Here is a 23,193-nt window from a genome sequence, read left to right on the forward strand (position 1 = left end):
CTGCCCCGGACTTCGTAGATTTGCCCTAAACCAAATTCAAATTGAATGGACTGGATATATGAACCCTGGCCCTGGTACGTCTCCGGGGCGGCCATCGCACTGGTTATGCTGCTATTGCTCCTTACCGGCAAGAATTTCGGAATGTCCTCGAACCTGCGCACCCTCTGTACGATGTGCGGCGCAGACAGGAGTACGGAGTTTTTTCGCTTTGACTGGGCCACCCAGAAGTGGAACCTGCTGGTGGTGATCGGCGCCGTAATCGGCGGTTTTATCGCCGCCAATTTTATGACCCCGGATGATGCGGTTCAAATTAACCCGGATACGGTAGCCCGGCTGCAGACGCTCGGGTTTGACAGTGCCGGGGCGGCGTACCTCCCCGACGAACTCTTCTCCATGGAACAATTCACCAACCCGAAATCCATGTTGTTGCTTGCCCTGGGCGGGCTACTGGTCGGGTTTGGTGCCCGGTATGCCGGGGGGTGTACTTCCGGGCACGCCATTTCCGGCCTGAGCAACCTGCAATGGCCTTCCCTGTTGGCGGTCGTCGGGTTTTTTGCCGGCGGGATGATCATGATTTATTTCCTGTTCCCCTTAATTTTTTGACCATGCGCAGTATCCTCTATATTTTGATCGGTATTTTCTTTGGCATTACGATGTTTAAATCCGAAGCGGCTTCCTGGTTCCGGATTTACGAGATGTTCCGGTTCGACGCCTTCCACATGTACGGCATTATCGGCACGGCTGTCGGCCTCGGGGTCCTGATTGTCTGGGCTATTAAGCGGTTTGATATCCGCTCGTTTTACGGGGAAGCCATCGTTTTCCCTCCCAAGGACAAAAGCTTTGCACGCTACGCGATCGGCGGCCTTATTTTCGGCTTGGGCTGGGCGCTGGCCGGGGCCTGCCCGGGCCCGATTTTTACCCTTGCCGGGGCCGGATTCCTGCCCATCCTGGTGGTATTCCTCGGGGCCATGCTAGGCACCTGGTTTTACGGCCTGCTCCGGGATAAATTGCCCCACTGAATGTAAAGGGCCCGCCACTGAAGTGCTTTTCTTAATTTAGTCCGGACAAAACAGTGTAGCGGATGAGAAGGGGATTGCAACTTTTGAGCATGCTGATACTTTTGGGTTGTATGGCCAGGGGTCAGCAATTGCGTCCTTCCATCCGGAACTACGGGGTGAATGACTACCAGACCGCAAGCAAGAACTGGGGGCTGGACACGGATAGTAATGGCGAACTCTATGCGGCCAACAACAAGGGGCTGCTCCATTTCAACGGGGAGCATTGGGAGCTGTATCGCCTCCCGAACAATACAGTCATCCGGTCAGTGGCCTGTGTTGGAAACAGGGTCTATACCGGGTCGTACGAGGAATTTGGCTATTGGGAGAAGAATCGGATGGGAATTCTGGAATATACCTCCCTAACCAATCTGATCCGGGACCACACCTTTACCAGCGAGGAATTCTGGCAGATCCTGCCCGTAGATGGGGATGTGTGGTTCCGTTCTTTTTCATCGATTTACCGATATGATGGCCGTGCGATCCAGGTGCTGAACCCACCTTTTGTGGTGACGGCCCTTACCCATTGGAACGGAGACTTATGGATGGCCGGGGGCCATCGGGCGATCTACCAGATACATGAGAATACCTGGGAACTGGTCCTGGATGACCCCGCCCTGCAAGACCGGGTGATCGCAGACCTCGCCCCCTTTGGGGAGAGTATGCTTATAGGTACCAAGTTGCACGGATGCTATCGGTTTGACGGGACCCGGTTGACCCCCTTGCCCGAGACGATCAACGGCCCGCTCAGGGAATTCCAGTTAAATCAGATCTACCCGTTGTCCGACGGGAAGATTGCCTTTGGGACCATCAAGAACGGGGTGTATCTGTACGACAGGAAGTCGGATCAACTTGAAGTGTTCAGCCGGCAGGAGGGCATGCAGAACAACACGGTACACGCTTTTGCACAATTCGCCGACCAGTTGTGGGTGGGCCTCGATAATGGGATAGACCGGTTTCACCTGAATAATTATCTCACATTCTATACGGATTATTCAGGGGTAGCCGGAACGTCATACGATATGGCATTTCGCGACAGCACGCTGTATCTGGGAACCAACACGGGGGTCTATTATTTTGAAGGCTCCGCCCTCAGCTTTGTGCCGGGCTCCCAGGGGCACGTCTGGGACCTTCAGGATGTTGGAGATGTCTTACTATGCGGGCATAATACGGGGACTTTTCTCGTTGGCAAGAACTCCTTCCAGCCCGTGTCGGATTATGCCGGAGGATATGTTATGGCGCGGATTCCCGAATCGGAAGACGAATATATGCAGGGCACATACGTAGGCCTGGCTAAATTCCGGCAGGGTCCGGACGCCGCCTGGAAGGTAGACTACCTGGAGGGGCTGCAGGAGCCGATTAAATATCTGGCTTTTGAAGATGAGCACACCCTGTGGGCGGCGCATTCCTATAGAGGGGTGTATCGGATTGTATTAAACGAAAACCGCGACAGCCTGCAGACCGTCCGCAGATTTACCGGGGAGGAATTGCCAAACATTTACAACGTGCGGTTGTACCGTATCAAGAACCAGATCATCCTGCAGAGTAACGGCAATTGGTTTCGCTATGACCCCATCCTGGACCGGCTAACGAATTTTGAGGATTTCGAGGCTTTCAGCAACTCGGAATTGCTCTACTTTGATGATGAGCGATACTGGTTTGTGGGAAATACCGGTTCGCGTGTAATCACCATTACCGACCTCAAGGAATTTCAGGTTATCCTCGACGACCAGGAACTTCGACGGCGGCTGACCGCAGAATCCGACCGCATTATTAAAAGAAATGATAGTCTTTACTACATTACCCTGAGGGATGGTTTTGCCCGGCTGAACTTCAATGCCTTTGTCGGGAAATCGAGAGACATGGACCTGCCGGTTCCCGATTTTTATCGCATTGCGGATGCACAGGCCCTGCATCCGCTCGATTCGAACCTCACTTTTACCAATCGGATGGGCCGGGAAATCGAAGTAGCGGTAGCTGCGCCCTCCATGCCCCAGGCGCGATATCAGTACGAACTCAAGGGGCCTGTTCGCCAAAGTGGTATTACCGATAATGGAACCCTCGTGTTTCAGAACCTCCCATATGGACGCTATGAACTGGGGGTTCGCACCATTCGGATCGGGAATCAGCGGTCCGAAGCGGCAATCCTGGAATTTTATGTGGAACCTCCCTGGTATTTATCCACCTGGAGTCTGATACTATACGCAATGATGGGGGTCGGACTTATTTTTGCCGTACGGGTCTATAACCAGAGAAAGTACAATCGGAAGCGAAGAAAACTCGAACAGGAGCTGCAACGGGAACAGGCGGTCCATCTCGCGCGGTTGGAAAAGGAGAAAATGTCCCGGGAGATCAAGCTGAAGCAAAAAGAACTGGCCAGAAGCACCATGGACCTGGCCCGGAATAATGAAATGATCCTCGAGCTCAAGAATATGCTTATGGCCAATAAGGAGTCCTTTGGCAATCGCCCCGGGTACCGGAAGGTTATCAAGAAGCTGAATAATTCAATTAACAACAAGGAGGATTGGAAGCGCTTTGAGGTAAGTTTCAAGGAATTACACGAGGATTTTTTCGAAAACCTTCTGGAGCAGTTTCCGGATCTGACGCCAAAAGACTTGCGCCTGTGTGCCTATCTTAAGATGAATCTGGCGTCAAAGGAAATAGCGCCGCTGATGGGGATTTCCGTGCGGGGGGTGGAGATTCACCGGTACAGACTACGTAAAAAGCTTCGTTTGGACAGCTCTCAAAACATGTCCAATTACCTCATCAAATTCAAATGATGAATTTGTTTCTTCTTGATAAAGAAGCATTTGAAACTCATCATTACTACATCATACTGTTAAAATATGCTTTCTTTTTCTGTTGAGGTGACTCCGGGAGACGCCGCATAGCGGGCATTATCGCCAGTTGAAATCCTGTTGTATTCATGAAGAGTTTATTTCTTACCTGTCCCGGAATCAAATTTGATAATTTAGTAGAAATCTAACTCAATTATTGAATAATTATGAAAATAGGCAAGCAATTATTGCTGATTTGTCTTTTGCTGACGTTCTTCGGGGCCCGTGCGCAACAGGGGATAAATGTAACGGGAACCGTCTCCGACGCCATGGGACCCCTGCCAGGGGCAAGTGTGGTAGTCAAAGGGACTACCAAGGGAACCCAGACGGATTTTGACGGAAACTACGAATTGAGCGGAGTTCAACCGGATGCTATTCTGATTTTCAGCTATATCGGGTTTTCCACCCAGGAAATTTCGGTAGACGGCCGGACGGACATTTCGTTAACGCTTCAGGAAGATACCCAGGCCCTGGACGAGGTGGTAGTCATCGGATACGGCACGCAGAAGAAATCCGATCTTACCGGGTCAATTGCAACCGTTAAAGCGGAAGAAATTGAGAAAACGCCGGCGGCTAACGTCATGCAATCCTTGCAGGGCAAGGTTTCCGGGGTTCAAATAGTCAGTGCCGGGTCCCCGGGTGATTCCCCCACGGTCCGCATCCGGGGTGTGGGCACCTACGGGGATGCCACGAATGTACTCTATGTGGTGGACGGGATGTTCTACAGCAACATCGACTTCCTCAACCCCAAGGATATTAAAACGGTAAACGTGCTGAAGGATGCATCTTCCTCCGCAATCTATGGCGTGCGTGCGGCTAACGGGGTCATAATCATCGAGACCAAAGACGGCGCCCTGAATCAGAAACCGGTAATTGAATACGACGGGTATACCGGGGTGCAGGTAGCACAGAATGTGGTAAAAATGGCCAATGCCGAACAGTTTGTGACCATGGCCAACGAATCGGGATCGGCCGCCGATGTCCAGTTTGTACTCAACGCCATGCAGCGGTACGGCAGGAGCCGGGTGAACCCGAACATCCCGGATGTCAATACAGACTGGTACGACGAGATCATGCGCCAGGGGATTATTCAGAACCACAGCCTGAGTGCGACGGGAGGCGGGGAGAACGTCTCCTATTCCCTGGGGACCAACTACTTTTCCCAGGAGGGCCTGCTGGATATGAAGAATGAATACGAGCGTTTCAATATCCGCGCCAAGGTAGATGCCAATTTGAGCGACAATATTAAGGTAGGGGTAAATAATATTTTCAGTAATGCCACCCAATACCGCCCGGAGAATTCTGCCTGGTTCAAGGCGTATTTTGCAGTGCCGATCATACCGGTTATCGACCCGTTGAATACTGCAGCCGACCCAACGCCATACTCCAATGCCCAGCTCCTGGGATACCGGGGCACGCAAAACCCGTTCCCGGATATGGAATTCAACAACAACCGGTTGAAGATCCGGAAGATCCTTACGAGCGTTTACCTGCAGATGTTCTTCTTTGACGGCAAAGTCAATTACAAGTCCACATACAACCACGATTTTTCCTCCCTGGAGGAGCGGTATGTCAACCTGCCTTACCTGTTGGGCAACAATGTGGAACGCATCTCCCAGATTACCCGGGTGCAGAACAACTTCTCCAATCAAATCTGGGACAATACGATCACCTATACGGATTCCTACGGGGACCACGACCTCACGGTTCTGCTCGGGTCGTCCTACCGGGATGAATCGCGCAATACCTTCCGGGCCACGGGGCAGGACATCACGGGGATTGACCTGGAAACTTCATGGTTCCTGGATTTTGCCAACGGGGAATCCTTTATCAACAATGTAGGCGAAAGCGGAAACCGGTTCTACGGGCTCTCCTTTTTCGGTCGGGTTTCCTACGACTTTAAGGACCGGTACCTCCTGTACGCAACCATGCGGGCCGACGGTTCTTCCAAGTTTACCCTGGATCCCTGGGGGTATTTCCCTTCGGTGGGGGCCGGATGGGTTATTTCGCAGGAACCCTTTATGGAGAACAATAGCGTTTTCGATTTCCTGAAATTGCGCGCCAGCTGGGGGAAGCTCGGTAATGACAATGTCAGCGCCAGTGCCGGCTCCAATACCATCCAGGTTATCCAGGCTGCCCTGGACGACCAGCCTGCAGAAGGGGTGGTATCCACAAACGTATTTTCCAACAATACCTGGGAGGTTATCGAAGAGATGAATTTTGGGCTGAATGCGGTATTCTTCGACAACCAGTTGTCGCTGGATGCCGATTACTACATTCGGGATACGGAGAATGCCATCCTGCCCGTCTTTGTTCCGATCGTCAACCTATTTGTCGACACAAATGCAGGGGTAATCCGAAACCAGGGGCTGGAACTCAACCTCAACTGGACGAAACAGGTAAGTGATGATTTTAATTATACGATTGGCGCCAATTTCACTACCTTAAAAAACAAGGCCACCCAGTTGCCCGACCCGGGGTATATCGACGGGGGGACGGCGGAATTCCGCCAGCGCACGCAGCTGGGTGGTCCGCTCTTCGCCTTCTACGGGTATGAGACCACCGGGGTTTACCAGAACCAGGCGCAAATTGAAGCCGACCCGGCAGTAACATCGGCGGATGTCGTCCCCGGGGACCTGATCTACAAGGACCAGAACGGGGACAATATCATCGATGATGACGACCGCGTGATCATCGGCTCCATCCTTCCGGATTTTACCTTTGGCGGCAATGTGGGGGTGGATTATCGCAACTGGGGGTTTTCGATGAACTTCTACGGACAGATTGGTAACCAGATCCTCAACCGGAAAAGGGGGGAGGTCATTTTTACCAACGACACGAATATGGATGCCGACCTGGCCATCAACCGCTGGCACGGAGAAGGCACCAGCAACACCTATCCCTCGTCCGCCGGCCTGCGTAAAGGCTGGAACCAGCGGCTCAGCAACTTCTGGGTGGAAGACGGGGATTTTTTCCGAATCCAGAACATCCAATTGTCGTACACCATCCTGGGTGATAAACTGGGCGGGAATATGCCGGACACCAAGCTCACCCTGACGGCCGAACGGCCATTTACCTTCTTCGACTATAATGGGTTTAACCCCGAAGTGCCCGATGGCGTGGACCGGCAGACGTATCCGGTGCCAGCCGTCTACACCCTGGGAGTGAACGTTAAATTTTAAAAAATTGCAAGATGAATACCAGAGAGAAACTATTTAGAATTTGTGCGCCGGCGCTGGTAGTGCTCCTGGCGGCGTACTCCTGTACGGACCGCCTGTACGAACAGGAAGGCCAGCTCAACACGGCCGATGTGGATTACACGGCCACTGAAAATATGATCGACCCGCTGGTGGGGGCGTACTACGAATTTGCCACCCGGGGCTGGGAGGAACCCCTATTGCTGAGCGTGCGCGGGGACGATGTGAACGCGGGCGGCCTTGGCGACCAGCAGGACTTCGCGGAAACCGACCTGTACAATTACAACAAGGATTATTGGATGTACAATTCCCTGTGGCAAATCCATTACCGGGATATCGTCAACATGAACAATGCCATGGATCAGATCCTCCAGTACCGCGAATTCGCGGACCCGTCCGACTACGACCTGGCGGACCAGTACGTAGCCGAAACCAAGGTGTTACGCGGCTGGCTCCACTTTAACCTGGCCCGGGTTTGGGGGGACGTATTCATCATTGAAACCGCCCAGCCCACAAAGGAGATTGAGAAGGGCGTCGCTTCCAAGGATGAAGTGATGCAGTATATTTCAGACCTGATGGATGAAGCCATCCCGGACCTGCCTGCCGTCCATCCGGCAGATCGGCCGGATATTCCCGGGGGGGTTACCCGGTATACGGCTTACGCCCTCAAGGCGATGGCCAACCTGGAGCTCGGCAACTACCAGGCCGTTGCCGACGCATCGGCCGCAATTATTAATTCGGGCACCTTTGAACTTTACCCGGACTACTACCAGTTGTTTAAAAAACCCGGGGAACTCAGTTCCGAAAATATCCTGGAAATGCAATTCTCCGATTTTGGCCAGGAAACCGGGGATACCTTTTACCACCTGTATGCACCTTTTGGCCCGCAGAACTGGACGCCTGCCCGGGAGAACGCATCCGGGGGCTGGGGCTTTTACGAACCCAGCATGAAGTTTATCAAGCTGATGCTGGACCGGGGCGAAACCGTCCGGCTGGAAACCAGCGTACTCTTTACCGACCGGGGCATCGCCGAAATCCAGGCCGACCCGGATTACGCCACCCTGCCTGCGTTTGTCTCGAATACCACCCGGGACGGAGATGTAATTGAGGACTATCCCAGGGCATTGTTTGCCAGCGGGAAACACTACCTCCCGTCCGTGCAGCTCACCCCGGGCCGTAACGATTACGGCGGGGGCAAAAACCTCATCTGTATCCGGTACGCCGAGATACTTTTAATGTATGCCGAAGCTGTAACGCGGGGGGCGAACCCCTCCGGCTTATCCGCGGATGAGGCGGTGAACCTGGTGCGCGCCCGGGCGGAAATGCCCCCTCTTACGGGGGTGACGGCCGATCAGGTAATGGAGGAGAAACTCGCTGAGCTCGGCATGGAATGGGGGATTCGCTACTACGATATGATCCGTCTGGACAATTACGCGGAGCTCAGCTACGACGGCCGCACCTTTTCGCCTGAGGACGAATTGCTCCCCTATCCGCAGGCGCAGGTGGATGCCCTCCCGCTGGGCGGAGAATAACTAACTAAACGACTCAAGATGAAAAACGCATTTTATTTTATAGCCCTACTGACCGGCCTTTTCGCGGTGTCCTGCGAGGAAGGGATCGACCCGATTACCAGAGTGGATCCCGGAGCGGATGCCTCTGCGCCGCAAATTACAATTCACGCTCCGGCGGAAGGCGTGGAGATCCAGGTTTTCGAGGAGGTCACCTCGCTCACCATCGACCTGGAGGTCACCGACGACATCGAAATCGCTGAGGTGCGCGTCTTCCTCGACGGGGAGCAGATCGCCTTTTTCAACTCGTTTAAGGACTACCGGATCTTCCTTGAGGAATTTACATACGACCAACTGGAAGACGGGGACCACACGCTCCGGGTGGTAGCTACCGACATCGACGGAAAGACATCAACCGAGGAAATAAACTTCAGCAAATCTCCTCCCTACCAGGCCCAGTTTGCCAATGAAAGATTTTACATGCCCTTCGACGGCAACTATATGGACCTGATTAGCTTTCAGGAGGCCGAAGTGGTGGGGGACCCCGGATTTTCCGAGGAGGCCTATGTAGGGCCGTCCGCCTACTCAGGGGCTGAGGATTCCTACCTAACCTTCCCGATGGACGGCCTCAAAAACCAGGAGTTCAGCGCCGCATTCTGGTACAAGGTAGACAGCAGCCCGGACCGGGCCGGCATCCTCATCGTCAGCGACGATACGGACCGGAATCAGGGCTTCCGCCTGTTCCGGGAGGGATCTGCGGATGAGCAGCGCATCAAACTCAACGTGGGGACGGGAACAGGTGAAAGCTGGAATGACGGAGGCGTGATCGACGTGACTGCCGGTCAATGGGTGCATGTCGCCTTCTCCATCTCGGCTACCGAAACCACCATCTATTTCAACGGGGTGGAAATGCTTTCGGCCACCCTGTCCGCGCCTATCGACTGGACAGGTGCGGAAACCCTCTACATCGGGGCTGGCGGGCCCACCTTTGATTACTGGGACCATAAATCGGACTACTCGGCCATCGATGAATTGCGGATATTCGACAAGGCCCTGACGGCAACGGATATCCAGATCATGATCAATGCGATCAATCCCTATATCCCGACGTTCCCGGGGGAATCCCTTTATATGCCCTTTGACGGGGATTACATTGACCTGGTTGGCAGCCAGGCCGCTTCCCAGACCGGGTCGCCCGGGTTTTCGGACGACAGTCAGGAAGGCAGCCAGGCGTTTTCCGGAGCGGCGGATTCCTACCTGACCTATCCGTCGGACGGGCTTACCAGCAGTTCTTTCAGCGCATCTTTTTGGTACAAGGTCAACGCCGACCCGGACCGCGCAGGGATCCTGGTAATCGGGGATGATGAAACAGACCGCAACCAGGGCTTCCGCCTGTTCCGCGAGGGTTCCGCCACGGAGCAGCGCATCAAGCTAAATGTAGGTACCGGCGGGGGCGAAAGCTGGAACGACGGGGATGTGATCGACGTCACGGCCGGGGAATGGGTGCATGTCGCCTTTACCATCGGGCCGGATGAAAGCGTCATTTACTTCAACGGCCAGCCTGTCAATTCGGCGGCCCTGTCTGCCCCCATAGACTGGACCGGGGTGGGCGACTTTGTGATCGGGGCCGGCGGGCCCACCTTCAGCTATTGGAATCACTTGTCCGACGCCAGTAGTATGGATGAACTCCGCTTTTACAGCAAGGAACTCACGCCGGAAGAGGTGATGGAGGTTTACGGTGGTGGGTACGCACCGGCAGAAGGGGAAGTTTTCTATCTCCCGTTCAATGGGTCGTATAACGACCTGGTGGGAGGCGTCTCCCCAACGGTTGAAGGCATGCCCGGATTCGCAGGGGAAGCAGCCGGCGGCACGGATGCCTACGCAGGAGCTGCAGACTCTTACCTGACCGTCCCTGCATCCGGATTGACCGCGTCCACCTTCAGTGCTACCTTCTGGTATAAAATGAATGCCGATCCCACCCGGGCAGGGATTCTGGTCATCAGCCCGGAAGACACAGAAAACGCCGGGTATCCGGACACCCAAAACCTTCGGACCAATGGGTTCCGGTTCTTCCGCGAAGGGGATGCCACCCGCCAGGTATTCAAACTCAATGTAGGCACCGGGGACGGTGAGGTTTGGGTAGACGGTGGAGACAATGCTGCCCTTGATCCCGCCACGGACACGCAGTGGGTACATTTTGCCTTCACGATTTCAGAGTCCGAGGCGGTGGTCTATATCAACGGGGAAGTGGCTGCCAGCAACGGCATTTCGGGGATTGACTGGAGCGGGTGCGACTTCTTCAGTATTGGATCCGGCGACCCGCGATTCAATGAATGGGGCCATCTGGCCGATCTGAGCTACCTGGATGAGCTGCGCTTTTACAACAAGGCGCTCACCCAGGAGGAAGTGCAGGCCAATATGAATATGTAATCTTTTGGAACGCATACCTGCCTTCCGCAGGGCCCGGATAGGGCTTCCGGGCCGGAGGGCAAACGTATGCGGAATAGTTTGATTTAGTTAGTTTATGAAGTTAGTTAGAGAGTTGGTTTTCGGGGCTGTTGTGTTTTTAGTAACGGGATGCAACGGCCCCAAGGCCGACAATTCGCTGCAGACGCAGCCGGATAATAAAACCGGAATTACAACGGCCGACAGCAAGTTGCTCGATTCGGTCCAACGGCAGACTTTCAATTATTTCTGGGAGGGCGCCGAACCGATTTCCGGCCTTGCCCGGGAGCGCATCCACATGGATAGCATTTATCCTACACACCATAAAGATATTATAACCATCGGCGGATCCGGTTTTGGTCTGATGGCCATCCTGGTGGGGGTTGAACGCGGCTTCATTACCCGCGATCAAGCCCTGGAGCGCTTTGAACAGGCAATTGGTTTCCTCGAAATGGCCGACAGATTCCACGGGGCGTGGCCCCACTGGCTCAATCCCGATGGGTCTGTGGCCCCCTTCAGCCAAAAAGACAACGGGGGCGACCTGGTGGAAACAGCATTCCTCGTACAGGGCCTGCTTACCGTCCAGGAGTATTTTCGCGGGGGTACAGAGCGTGAGCGCCAGCTGGTGGAACGGATCCAGGCCCTGTGGGAGGGCGTTGAATGGGATTGGTATACGAAAGGCGAATCCGTCCTCTACTGGCATTGGTCGCCGGAATACGAATGGGAAATGAACTTCCCCGTGGGCGGATATAACGAAGCGCTGATCATGTACGTACTGGCTGCGGCGTCGCCCACCCACCCCGTAGGAAAAGAAGTGTATACAAACGGATGGGCCCGGGGAGGGGCTATCGCTAACGATACCGTCTATTACGGCCTGCCAACCGTCCAGGACCACTACGAGCACAGCGATGCCCCAGTGGGCCCGCTATTTTGGGCCCATTATTCCTACCTCGGGTTGGATCCCCGCGGCCTGGAGGACGGCTTTGGTTCGTATTGGGACCTGACCAGCAACCACGCCCGCATCCACTACCTGTATTGTGTAGACAATCCGGAAGGCCACCAGGGGTATGGTACGGATTGCTGGGGCCTGACCTCGAGCTATTCGATGAAAGGGTACGCCGGGCACCGACCCGGGATGGATCCGGGGGTCATATCGCCCACGGCCGCTTTATCCTCCATGCCCTACACCCCGGATGAAAGCATGGCGTTTCTCCGGCACCTGTACAAAGACCACGACAGCCTGATTGGCCGGTTTGGCCCCTACGACGCCTTCAGTGAAGCCGAAAACTGGTACGTTCCACGATATCTGGCCATCGACCAGGGACCTATCCCGGTCATGATTGAGAACTATCGGAGCGGTTTGCTGTGGAATTTGTTTATGGAGCATGCCGAGGTGCGCAAGGGCCTGTTGAATCTGGGATTCTCCTCTCCGAAAATCCAGTCGGAATAATGCGGCGGCTGCTCACGATCTGGTTCGCACTCCTGCTTGCGGCCTGTAGTAAAGATACCTCAGGAGGGCCTACAGGGGAGTCGCAACTACCCCCCGAACCTGAGGAACCGGGGTCGGAAGTTCCGGCTATATCGGACGAGGAATTGCTGACCCTGACCCAGGAGACCACCTTTGCCTATTTCTGGGACTATGCAGAAGCCAACTCGGGTGCTGCAAGGGAGCGCTATCACCCGGAAGACCCATCCAATGACCCGAATACTGTCACCACCGGCGGTTCGGGATTTGGGCTGATGGCAATCCTGGTGGGGATTGAACGCGGTTTTGTTAGTCGGGAAGCCGCGGTTGGCCGGTTGGAGCAAATTCTCGATTTTTTTGAATCGGCGGATCGGTTTCACGGGGCGTGGCCCCATTGGCTTGACGGCATGGACGGAACGGTCCGGCCATTCAGTACCATGGATAATGGGGCGGACCTGGTGGAGACGGCCTTTTTGGCCCAGGGGCTGATATGTGTCTCGGAATATTTTAAAAGCGGCAGCGATCGGGAAAAAGCCCTCGCAGCCCAGGCAGATGCCCTCTGGAAAAGCGTGGAATGGAACTGGTTTACAAATGGGGAACAGGTACTCTACTGGCATTGGAGCCCGCAGTACGATTTTGCCATTAATCTGCCCCTTACCGGTTATAACGAAACCCTTATCGCGTATGTGCTCGCCGCAGCATCCCCGGATTTTTCCATTGACCGGGAGGTATATTCACAGGGCTGGGCCCGAGACGGCGCCATTGCCCCGGGCCCGACGGCCTACAACTACCCCCTCGTATTCCGGCATAGCGGCAACCCGTCCCGGGGCGGACCGCTTTTCTGGGCGCATTATTCCTACCTGGGCCTCGACCCCAGGGGACTGCGAGACGCCTATGGGGATTACGGCACGGCCGCGGAAAACCATGTCCGGGTAAATTACCAGTACTGTCTGGAAAATCCGAAAAACTTCGTAGATTATGGTCCGGATTGCTGGGGCCTGACGGCCAGTTATACCCGGAATGAAGACGGAGGGATCGGATACAGTGCCCACAGCCCGTCTAACGACACGGGGGTCATTTCCCCAACGGCCGCTATTTCCTCCATCCCGTATACGCCGGAGGAATCGTTACGGGCCTTGCATTACTTTTACAGTCATAAGGACCGGCTACTGGGCCCCGCAGGGTTTTATGACGCTTTCAGCCCCCACTACGGATTCTGGGTTGCAGATGCCTACCTGGCTATCGACCAGGGGCCGATTATTGTTATGATAGAAAACTATCGCACCGGGCTGTTGTGGGATTTGTTCATGCGGAACCAGGACGTGCGCAACGGACTCGATAAATTGGGTTTCAACTATGGAAATTAACAAATGGATTGCGGGCTTACTCCTGCTAGCCGGGTTTACAGCCGGGGCACAAATGGAATCCCCCTATGAGAAGAAAAGATTTATTCAGGGCGCGGACACGCTGAATTACCGCCTGTTGATGCCGGAGCACTTCGAACCGACGGAAGAATACCCGGTAGTACTCTTCCTCCACGGGGCGGGGGAACGCGGATCGGACAACGAGAAACAGCTCACCCACGGCAGCAGCTTGTTTACAAGCCCGATCAACCGGTCGGCCTTTCCTGCCATCGTCCTGGCGCCACAGTGCGCATCCGGCGATTATTGGGCACAGGTGGAAGTGGATCGGTCATCCTATCCCATCGGTCTCGACTTCCAATACGAAAAGGGGCCTACCCGGTCCCTGGGCCTGGTGATGGAGCTGCTGGATTCATACCGCGGATTGCAGTATGTGGACAACACGAGAATCTACATCATGGGCCTCTCCATGGGGGGAATGGGGACCTTTGAATTGCTGCACCGCCTCCCGGATGTCTTTGCGGCGGCCGTGCCCATTTGCGGGGCCGGCGACCCGGAAACCGTGGCGGGTTATGCGGATAAGGTACCCCTCTGGATTTTTCACGGGGCCGTCGACCAGGTGGTGGCCCCGGATCACTCCCTGCACATGGTCAATAAGCTATTCGATGCGGGAGCCCGGCCGGGGTTCACGCTTTACGATCGGGTGAACCACAATAGTTGGGATTACGCCTTTGCCGAACCGGAATTGCTGCCCTGGCTTTTTTCGCATAAAAAATGAAGAGATCACTTCGCCTCCCATCCGTACTGCTGCTCTCCATGGCTTTCCTGTTAAGTAGTCCAACGGCTAAGGCTCAGGAGCTAACCGCCATGTCCTATAACATCCGCTACGACAACCCGGGGGACGGCCGCGACAGCTGGGATCAGCGGAAGGAATTTCTCATCGCCCAAATCGCCTACCACGCCCCGGACGTGGTGGGTACCCAGGAAGGACTCCTCCACCAGTTGCGGGATATGGAAGTAGCGCTGGAGGGATATGCCTTTTTTGGCAAAGGCCGCGACCAGGGGGACGACCAGGGGGAGCACACGGCAGTGTTCTACAACACCGGGCAATTGGAGCTGCTGGAGGAGGAAACGTTCTGGCTCTCCGAAACCCCGGAGGTTCCCTCCAAAGGCTGGGATGCTGCCCTGAACCGCGTTTGCACCTACGGCCGTTTCCGGCACCGGCCCAGCGGTAGGGAATTTTACCTGTTCAATACGCATTTCGACCACGTGGGGGAGGCAGCCCGCAGGGAAAGCGTCAGTTTGATCCTCCGGCAGATGGCCCGGGTAAACGCCGCGGGGCTCCCGGTGGTGCTGATGGGCGACCTGAACCTGGAACCGGATTCCGCCCCCATACGCCAACTCGCCAATTCCATGGACGATGCCTTTGACCAAGCCGGGCAGGCCGCCTATGGTCCGCCTGGCACCTTCAACGGGTTCGATTGCACCCAGCCGGTTACCCGCCGTATCGATTATATCTTTACCGGCCCCGGGGATTTCACGGTCCGCAGCCATGCCATCCTCTCGGAGTTTACCGGCCTCGGGTTCCCGTCGGACCACTTCCCCGTCCTGGCACGCCTGGAATTTTCGGAGTAATCCCCGCCGGCAAAGGAGTGACCCTCCCCTGCAGAGGACTATACCCCGTTTGAAAAATAGAATTGCAATAATAAAACCAGCTTTTATCGCAAGAGAATGAGTACGGCGCCCGCGGCGGTAAGGATCAGGATCAGCCGGCGGAAAAATCCTTCCCGGATTCGTCGGACCAGCCAGATGCCGGCGAGCAGGCCAAGCGCTAGTCCGGGCAGGAGCCCCAGGCTGATTTTCAGGGCCTCCGCATCGATCGTTTTCCAGACGAAGATGTGGAAGGGGAGTTTAAAGACATTGATGATCAGGAAGAGCCAGGCGGCGGTGCCGATAAATTCGTTTTTCGGGAGGCGCATGGCCAGGAAGTAGATATTGGAGAACGCACCTGCCAGGTTGCCGATCATGGTGGTAAACCCTGCGAGAATCCCCACGAAGCCCCCAAAGGCCCAATGGGTGGGGACGCGCTGGGACTTCCTGAGGTCCCACCAGGCCATGACCCCCACACTCCCGATGATGATGGCGGCCATGGCCCATTTAAACAGGGTTTCTGGCAGGTCCTTCCCCACCCAGACGCCGATAAGGATCCCCCCGATCATCCAGGGGAGGAATTTGATGATATAGGACCAACGGGTATGGCGGTGGTAGTAGATGACGGCAAAGATGTCTCCAACCACCAAAATAGGGACCAGCAGGCCGGTGGATTGGCGCGCTCCCAGGGCCAGGGCCAGGACGGTAACCGACAGGACGGCGGTGCCTTTGATGCCCGCTTTGGAAAGCCCCTGGATAAAAATCGCCAGCAGGGCGAGCAACCAGGCGGTGAGGGTCAGATCGGAAAAGAGGAGGTCCTGGGGCATTGGTTGGTGCAAGTACCTCAAAGGTATCCCAAAAAATAATATATTTAGCCCTAACCATAACCAAACTATGCAGCTCAGCTCCCTGGATTACGCCCTGATCATCGGGTTCTTCGCAATCGTACTGACCATCGGGATCGTCGTTTCCAAACGGTCCGGCAAAAACACCGCAGAGTATTTCCTTTCCGGCCGCAGTATGCCCTGGTGGCTCCTGGGATTTTCGATGGTGGCCACCACTTTTTCCACGGATACCCCGAATCTGGTAACGGACATCGTCCGGAACAACGGGGTTTCCGGCAACTGGGTCTGGTGGGCCTTCCTCCTCACCGGCCTCCTCACTGTTTTCGTCTATGCGAAGCTTTGGCGGAAATCCGAAGTGCTCACAGACATGGAGTTTTACGAACTCCGCTACGGGGGAAAACCGGCCAAGTTCCTGCGGGGTTTCCGGTCTATCTACCTCGGGCTGTTTTTCAACATCATCACCCTGGCGGCCGTCCACCTGGCGGCTATCAAAATCGGCGGGATCATGCTCGGGTTGTCTTCCGTGCAGACCCTGCTCATCGGCGGGGTCATTACGGTGACTTTCAGTGCCATCGGGGGCTTTCGCGGAGTCGTCTACACGGATTTCGTGTTGTTTTTCGCCGCGATGATCGGCGCCATCTGGGCTTCGTATTACCTGGTGAACCTGCCCGAGGTGGGCGGGATTACCCAGCTGATCAACCACGAGAACGTGGCCGGCAAACTTTCCATCCTCCCGGATTTCTCGGACACCGAAGCCCTGATCGCCATATTGATCATTCCCCTGGCGGTACAGTGGTGGAGTTCCTGGTACCCCGGGGCCGAACCCGGGGGCGGGGGGTACATCGCCCAGCGGATGCTCGCCGCCAAGAACGAGAACCACGCCGTGGCCTCCACCTTCTTTTTCAATATCATGCACTATGCGCTCCGGCCCTGGCCCTGGATTTTGGTGGCCCTGGCCTCCCTGGTGGTCTATCCGGACATCGCCTCCATCCACGAGGCCTTCCCCCATATCGAGGAGAGCAAACTGGGCCACGACCTGGCGTACTCCGCCATGCTCACCAAGTTGCCCAGCGGGCTGCTGGGCCTCGTCCTGGCCTCGCTGGGCGCAGCGTATATGAGTACGATTTCCACCCAGCTCAACTGGGGGTCGTCCTACCTGGTCAACGACTTCTATAAGCAAACCGTGCGAAAGGACGCCTCCGAGAAGGAGCTCGTGAACATCGGCCGGTTGTCCACCGTCGTGCTGATGGTGGCCAGTGCCATTTTGGCGCTGCTGCTGAACAACGCCATCCAGCTATTCGAGATCCTGCTCATGTTCGGGGCAGGGACCGGACTGGTTTATATCCTCCGGTGGTTCTGGTGGCGGATCAATGCCTGGAGCGAAATATCCGTGATGTTTGCGGCGGCTTTTGTGAGCCTGTTCCTGACGTTTTCGGATGCCTCCGAGACGCTGTTCGGCTATACGGATGCTGCCGGGGTTTTTGTACCCGGGGCGTTGCCTGGCTGGTCGCGATTCATCGTGATCGTCCTGGTGGTCACCGCGGTCTGGTTGGTAGCCACCCTGCTGACCCCGCCGGAAAAAAAGGAAGTCCTTTACAGCTTTTATAAAAAAACGCAACCCGGGGGCCCCGGCTGGCGGAAAATCGTCAACCAGGCGCGGGCAGAGGATACGGCCATTGTGGACGGAGGCAAAAAATGGACGGTGCCCTCCGGCATCCTCGCCATGCTGCTGGGCTGCGTATTGGTCTATGGCTGTATGTTCGCCACGGGGAACTGGATCTACGGAAATTACGGTCTGGCCTCCGGGCTGACAGCAGCGGTAGTGGTGGCAGCATTATTACTGGCCCGGGTCTGGAAGTCGCTTAAGGGGGATATTTTATAACCATTCAGCCAGTTTTCCCGCCAATTTGTGACGGTCCGGAACAACGATCAAAGAGAGAGAACCAACCCAGAAAAACAAACCAAAGCCATGAAAGAACGCATTGTCTCGGTCGACATATTCCGGGGGCTCACCATTGCCCTGATGATCCTGGTAAACACCCCGGGGACCTGGGAGGCCGTCTACGCCCCTTTTCGCCATGCGGAGTGGCACGGATATACGCCCACGGACCTGGTCTTCCCGTTTTTCCTGTTTATCGTCGGGACGTCTATTGTCTTCGCCTACCGCAACAAGCAACCCGATGCGGCTACGCACCGCAAGATCATAGTCCGGACGCTCAAACTGATTTTACTGGGGATCTTCCTGGGGGCTTTTACCGTAGAACCGCCGTTTTTTGAGCCCTTCAGCGAGATTCGTTTCCCGGGTGTGTTGCAGCGGATCGGGGTGGTCTTCTTTGCTGCAGCCCTGTTGTTTTTACATACCAACTACAAAACGCTTTTGGCGATCACCGTGGTAATCCTGCTGGGTTACTGGGTCTGGATGGCCTTTATTCCCCTCGGAGGTGAGCCGCCGTCCCTGGAGCGGGTGCCCAACAACTGGGCCAACTATATCGATGTCCACGTCTTCGGGAGCCATACCTATAAGCCGGATTACGACCCGGAGGGCCTGTTGAGCACGTTGCCGGCCATCGCCTCGGCCCTTCTGGGCATCTTTACGGGGCGGGTGCTCGTATCGGACCGGGCGAACAAGACGCAGTGGATGCTGCTGGCCGGGGCGGCCCTGTTGGCGGCCGGCTCCATCTGGGGCCTGGTTTTCCCTGTCAACAAGGCTTTATGGACCAGCAGTTTTGTCCTGGTTACGGCCGGCTGGGCCAACCTGTTGCTGGCGCTGATCTACTATCTCACAGATGTGAAGAAGATGCAGTTTGGGAGTATTTTCCGCTACGCCGGGGCGAATGCCATTACGGTGTATTTCCTGTCGAGTTTTGTGACAAGCCTTTTCTATCAGATACAGGTGGACGAAGGGCTCAGTGTCCACGGCTGGCTCTTCCGGAATATCTATGTACACGAATTCCTGCCTTTGGCGCTATCCTCCCTGCTATACGGGTTGACGGTAATGGGCTTTTACCTGTTGCTCGGCTGGTGGCTTTACAGGAGAAAGATTTTTATCAAGGTCTGACCGCGGCCGTATCGGCTTGCAACGACATCTTTTCCGGTTCCGGGCACGATGCAGGGAGCAGCTGATTATCAGGCCTGCGGCCTGTGCGGCTCCATCAGGCGCGCCACGTACTTGCCAATCATATCGAATTCCAGGTTCACCCGGGTGCCCGGGGCGTATTCGCAGAATCTTGTGTGCTCGTAGGTATAGGGGATGATCGCAACACTGAAGCTGCCGGGGGCGGAGTCCACTACGGTCAGGCTCACCCCGTCCACGGTTATGGACCCTTTCTCAATGGTGACGCGGCCCGGCCCGGGCTCGTAGTCAAACCGGAAAATCCAGCTCCCGTCCTGTTGGCTAACCCCGGTGCACCGGCCCACCTGGTCCACGTGTCCCTGGACAATATGCCCGTCCAGGCGGGCGCCCAGCACCATGGCCCGTTCCAGGTTCACCCGGTCGCCTTCCCGGAGGTCCCCCAGGTTGCTGCGGCTGAGCGTTTCGGCCACGGCGGTGACGGTATAGGTAGTCCCTTCTATGGCCACCACCGTCAGGCAGACCCCGTTGTGGGCCAGGCTTTGGTCGATTTTGAGTTCCGGGGTCAGGGACGACTCCAGGGTGATGTCGAGGTTTGACCGGTCCTTTTGGATCCGGGTAACGGTGGCGAGGGTTTCGATGATTCCGGTAAACATGGTACAGCTAAATTGAGTAATTTTGGGCAGCTTCAAACAGCACAAAGGTACACTATTCATGGAGGACGACGGGCAGCAAATCAAGGTGGGGATATCAGTTGGGGATCTGGGAGGCATTGGATGTGAAGTGGCTCTCAAGACGTTTTCGGACCCGCGGATGCTCGATTTCTGCACGCCCGTATTCTTCGCCTCCGGCAAGACCATTTCCCACCAGAAGGCGCATTTTTGCCTGGACATCGGCTTTCAGGGAGTTGGGGACGCTTCCGGGGCCATCCCGGGGAAGGTCAACGTGGTCAACGTTTGGAAAGAACATCCGGAAGTACCCTTCGGCCGGGCCAGCCAGACAGGGGGCGAATACGCCATCCAGTCGCTGCAGGCGGCGGTGGACGCCCTGAAAAATGGCGCCATCGACCTGTTAGTCACCGCCCCCATCGATAAGAAAACCGTCCAGAGCGACCAGTTCAGGTTTCCGGGACACACGGATTACCTGGCCCGGGAACTGGGAGGGGAAAGCCTGATGTTCATGGTGACCGAAGGGCTGAAGGTGGGGTTGCTCACCGACCACGTGCCCGTGAAGGACGCCCCCGCCCTGATCACCCAGAAATTGATTTATTCCAAGGTGCAGGCCATGGAGGAATCCCTGAAACGGGATTTTGCGATTCGCAGGCCCCGGATCGCCGTGCTGGGCATCAACCCGCACAGCGGGGACGAGGGAGTGATTGGCCGGGAGGACGAAGAAGTGCTCAAGCCCGCACTGAGGAAACTCACCGACGGGAAGCACCTCGTCTTCGGCCCCTATGCCGCCGACACGTTTTTCGCCTCGGACAATTACCGGGAATTTGACGGTATCCTGGCCTGTTACCACGACCAGGGCCTCATCCCGTTTAAAACGCTCGCTTTCGGGAAAGGGGTGAACTTTACCGCGGGCCTGTCCCGGGTGCGCACCTCCCCGGACCACGGCACCGCCTATGACATTGCCGGCAAAGGCAAGGCCGACCCCTCGTCTTTTGCGGAAGCCGTTTTCACCGGGATTCGTATTTTCCGCAACCGGAGGGAGTACGACCGGCTTACCAGCAACCCGCTTCAGAAGCAGAAACTAAAGCGCTCTGGCAAGGGCCGTGAGGGCCAGAAATAGTTTATCGAATAATTGGGTTTTCGCAAAAAAAGGATATCTTTGCACGCCCTAATTGAATGGAGAGAACGATGAAGAACAAGGAATTCGACATTCCTTTTTCGGGTCTGAAGCAGGGGAAGCATCATTTTGAGTATCAAATTGACAATACGTTCTTTGATTCTTTTGACTACGACGAATTCAACGCTTCCGATATAGCGGTCGTCGCTGTCCTCGAAAAGATGAGCACCATGATGGAGCTCACCATGCAGGCAACCGGTTCGGTGCACGTCAATTGCGACATCACCAATGAACCGTTCGACCAGCCGGTGGCGGGCAACCTGAAACTGGTTGTGAAATTCGGGGAGGCTTTCAACGACGAGGACGATGAGATCCTGGTACTGCCCCACGGGGAGCACCAGTTCAATATCGCCCAGTACGTTTTTGAAATGCTGGCGCTCGCCGTGCCGTCCAAACGGATTCACCCCGGGGTGGCAGACGGCACCCTGGACTCGGAAGTACTGCGCAAGCTCGAGGAATTGCAGCCAAAAGAAAACAACGAACAAAAGGACGATACGGATCCCAGGTGGGATGCATTACGAAATTTATTAACGGACAAAAAATAACAGCATGGCACATCCTAAGAGAAAGATCTCCAAGACCAGAAGGGATAAGCGGCGTACGCACTACAAAGCCACCAACCCGACGCTGGCCAAGGATCCGACAACCGGAGAGGTTCACCTGTACCACCGGGCCCACTGGCACGAAGGCAAGCTTTATTACCGCGGCCAGGTCCTGGTAGACAAGACCGAAGAAGGAGCCGTATAACCAAAGCGCAAACCGTACAGACACTCTCACTTTTCCAGGTGGGAGTTTTTTTATGCCCGGCAGAAGCCCGAAAAAGGCGGATTATTGGAAGAAAGTTCCAAATAATCCTTAATTTTCAACGATTTTGAACCGTTTTTGGGTTCCTTGCGATAAAACAGCACTACATGAGCAGTATTACGGCAGCGATTACCGCTGTGGGGGCCTATGTTCCCGAATACCGATTGACCAATGCCATCCTGGAGACCCTGGTGGATACGAATGACGAATGGATCACCACCCGAACGGGTATCAAGGAACGCCGGATTCTCAAAGATCCGGATAAAGGGACTTCCTTTTTGGCCATCAAGGCTGCCCAGGACCTGATTGAGAAACGGGGGCTCGACCCGGCTGAGATCGACATGGTCATTGTGGGAACGGCCACCCCGGATATGCCGGTGGCCTCTACGGCCGTGTATGTGGCCTCGGAGATCGGGGCTGTCAACGCCTTTGCATACGACCTGCAGGCGGCCTGTTCGAATTTTTTGTACGGCATGTCCACGGCAGCCCGCTATATCGAATCAGGGCGCTATAAGAAAGTGCTGCTCATCGGAGCGGACAAGATGTCTTCGATCATCGATTACGAAGACCGGACAACATGTATTATCTTCGGGGACGGCGCAGGTGCCGTGTTGTTTGAGCCAAATTCAGACGGGCTCGGTTTGCAGGACGAATACCTTCGCAGTGACGGTAAGGGACGGCAGTTCCTCAAGATCGAGGCGGGCGGTTCCTTGATGCCCCCCACGGAGGAAACGGTTCGCGAAAAAAAGCACTTTGTCCGCCAGGACGGGAAGTCGGTCTTTAAGTTTGCCGTCTCCAACATGGCTGAGGTATCGGCACTCGTTATGGAACGCAACGACCTCACCCATGAGGACGTGGACTGGCTGGTGCCGCACCAGGCCAATAAGCGCATTATCGATGCCACGGCGCACCGGATGGGCCTGGAGGCCGAAAAGGTGATGATGAACATCGAACGCTACGGAAATACCACGTCTGCCACGCTGCCGCTGCTGCTCAGCGATTACGAAAAGCAGCTCAAAAAGGGCGACAGTCTTATATTTGCAGCGTTTGGGGGAGGGTTTACGTGGGGAGCCATCTACCTGACCTGGGCTTACGATTCATAAAACCG

At 55.6% G+C, this 23,193-nt stretch carries 18 protein-coding genes; 16 read left to right on the forward strand and 2 right to left on the reverse strand.

What is annotated here, in order from left to right; all coding sequences use genetic code 11:
- Positions 1-45 precede the first annotated feature (45 nt).
- The 10 genes from RB2501_RS03875 (at position 46) to RB2501_RS03920 (ending at position 15,503) form a co-directional block, all read left to right on the forward strand.
- On the forward strand, positions 46-603 hold the full coding sequence (locus RB2501_RS03875; RefSeq protein WP_015753440.1) for a YeeE/YedE family protein: 558 nt from the start codon (positions 46-48) through the stop codon (positions 601-603).
- 2 nt (positions 604-605) lie between these two features.
- Positions 606-1,019, forward strand: a complete 414-nt coding sequence (locus tag RB2501_RS03880; RefSeq protein ID WP_015753441.1) for a YeeE/YedE family protein — start codon at positions 606-608, stop codon at positions 1,017-1,019.
- Positions 1,020-1,108: 89 nt separating this feature from the next.
- Positions 1,109-3,835: a helix-turn-helix and ligand-binding sensor domain-containing protein gene (locus tag RB2501_RS03885; protein WP_238528101.1), complete on the forward strand. Its 2,727-nt coding sequence runs from the start codon at positions 1,109-1,111 to the stop codon at positions 3,833-3,835.
- Between the two features lie 224 nt (positions 3,836-4,059).
- Positions 4,060-7,074: a SusC/RagA family TonB-linked outer membrane protein gene (locus RB2501_RS03890; RefSeq protein ID WP_015753443.1), complete on the forward strand. Its 3,015-nt coding sequence runs from the start codon at positions 4,060-4,062 to the stop codon at positions 7,072-7,074.
- Between the two features lie 11 nt (positions 7,075-7,085).
- The gene (locus RB2501_RS03895) at positions 7,086-8,621 is read left to right on the forward strand and encodes a RagB/SusD family nutrient uptake outer membrane protein (protein WP_041326971.1); all 1,536 of its coding nucleotides are present in this window, start codon (positions 7,086-7,088) and stop codon (positions 8,619-8,621) included.
- 18 nt (positions 8,622-8,639) lie between these two features.
- Positions 8,640-11,027, forward strand: a complete 2,388-nt coding sequence (locus tag RB2501_RS03900) for a LamG-like jellyroll fold domain-containing protein (protein ID WP_015753445.1) — start codon at positions 8,640-8,642, stop codon at positions 11,025-11,027.
- A 94-nt stretch (positions 11,028-11,121) separates the two neighbouring features.
- Positions 11,122-12,492 carry a glucoamylase family protein gene (locus RB2501_RS03905; protein WP_041326972.1) on the forward strand — a complete coding sequence of 457 codons (1,371 nt, stop codon included), beginning with the start codon at positions 11,122-11,124 and terminating at the stop codon, positions 12,490-12,492.
- The gene (locus RB2501_RS03910) at positions 12,492-13,874 is read left to right on the forward strand and encodes a glucoamylase family protein (RefSeq protein ID WP_015753447.1); all 1,383 of its coding nucleotides are present in this window, start codon (positions 12,492-12,494) and stop codon (positions 13,872-13,874) included. Before RB2501_RS03905 ends, RB2501_RS03910 begins: the two co-directional genes overlap by 1 nt.
- The gene (locus RB2501_RS03915) at positions 13,864-14,646 is read left to right on the forward strand and encodes a carboxylesterase family protein (RefSeq protein WP_015753448.1); all 783 of its coding nucleotides are present in this window, start codon (positions 13,864-13,866) and stop codon (positions 14,644-14,646) included. Before RB2501_RS03910 ends, RB2501_RS03915 begins: the two co-directional genes overlap by 11 nt.
- A complete protein-coding gene (locus tag RB2501_RS03920; protein ID WP_041326973.1) occupies positions 14,643-15,503 on the forward strand; it encodes an endonuclease/exonuclease/phosphatase family protein in 861 nt (286 codons plus the stop codon). Before RB2501_RS03915 ends, RB2501_RS03920 begins: the two co-directional genes overlap by 4 nt.
- Positions 15,504-15,586: 83 nt before the next feature.
- Here RB2501_RS03920 and RB2501_RS03925 read toward each other — a convergent pair whose 3' ends face one another.
- Positions 15,587-16,345, reverse strand: a complete 759-nt coding sequence (locus RB2501_RS03925) for a sulfite exporter TauE/SafE family protein (protein ID WP_015753450.1) — start codon at positions 16,343-16,345, stop codon at positions 15,587-15,589.
- A 67-nt stretch (positions 16,346-16,412) separates the two neighbouring features.
- Here RB2501_RS03925 and RB2501_RS03930 point away from each other — a divergent pair, with 67 nt between their 5' ends.
- Together RB2501_RS03930 and RB2501_RS03935 are read left to right on the forward strand one after the other, a co-directional pair.
- Entirely contained in the window at positions 16,413-18,245 is a 1,833-nt protein-coding gene (locus tag RB2501_RS03930; protein WP_015753451.1) for a sodium:solute symporter family protein, read from the forward strand.
- Positions 18,246-18,332: 87 nt separating this feature from the next.
- On the forward strand, positions 18,333-19,421 hold the full coding sequence (locus RB2501_RS03935; protein ID WP_041327476.1) for an acyltransferase family protein: 1,089 nt from the start codon (positions 18,333-18,335) through the stop codon (positions 19,419-19,421).
- A gap of 68 nt (positions 19,422-19,489) precedes the next feature.
- On the opposite strand, the gene RB2501_RS03940 is transcribed toward RB2501_RS03935, so the two are convergent.
- Positions 19,490-20,089, reverse strand: coding sequence for a riboflavin synthase (locus RB2501_RS03940; RefSeq protein ID WP_015753453.1), 600 nt, complete (start codon positions 20,087-20,089; stop codon positions 19,490-19,492).
- 58 nt (positions 20,090-20,147) lie between these two features.
- On the opposite strand from RB2501_RS03940, the gene pdxA reads away from it, so the two are divergent.
- The 4 genes from pdxA (at position 20,148) to RB2501_RS03960 (ending at position 23,188) form a co-directional block, all read left to right on the forward strand.
- Entirely contained in the window at positions 20,148-21,224 is a 1,077-nt protein-coding gene (gene pdxA, locus RB2501_RS03945) for a 4-hydroxythreonine-4-phosphate dehydrogenase PdxA (protein WP_015753454.1), read from the forward strand.
- A gap of 68 nt (positions 21,225-21,292) precedes the next feature.
- Positions 21,293-21,826 (forward strand): YceD family protein, encoded by a 534-nt coding sequence (locus tag RB2501_RS03950; RefSeq protein ID WP_015753455.1) that lies wholly within the window; start codon positions 21,293-21,295, stop codon positions 21,824-21,826.
- A gap of 4 nt (positions 21,827-21,830) precedes the next feature.
- Positions 21,831-22,028 (forward strand): 50S ribosomal protein L32, encoded by a 198-nt coding sequence (gene rpmF / locus RB2501_RS03955; RefSeq protein WP_015753456.1) that lies wholly within the window; start codon positions 21,831-21,833, stop codon positions 22,026-22,028.
- A 164-nt stretch (positions 22,029-22,192) separates the two neighbouring features.
- Positions 22,193-23,188 (forward strand): beta-ketoacyl-ACP synthase III, encoded by a 996-nt coding sequence (locus RB2501_RS03960; RefSeq protein ID WP_015753457.1) that lies wholly within the window; start codon positions 22,193-22,195, stop codon positions 23,186-23,188.
- The last annotated feature ends 5 nt before the right edge of the window (positions 23,189-23,193 follow it).

Source organism: Robiginitalea biformata HTCC2501 (genome assembly GCF_000024125.1).
GTDB classification, from domain to species: domain Bacteria; phylum Bacteroidota; class Bacteroidia; order Flavobacteriales; family Flavobacteriaceae; genus Robiginitalea; species Robiginitalea biformata.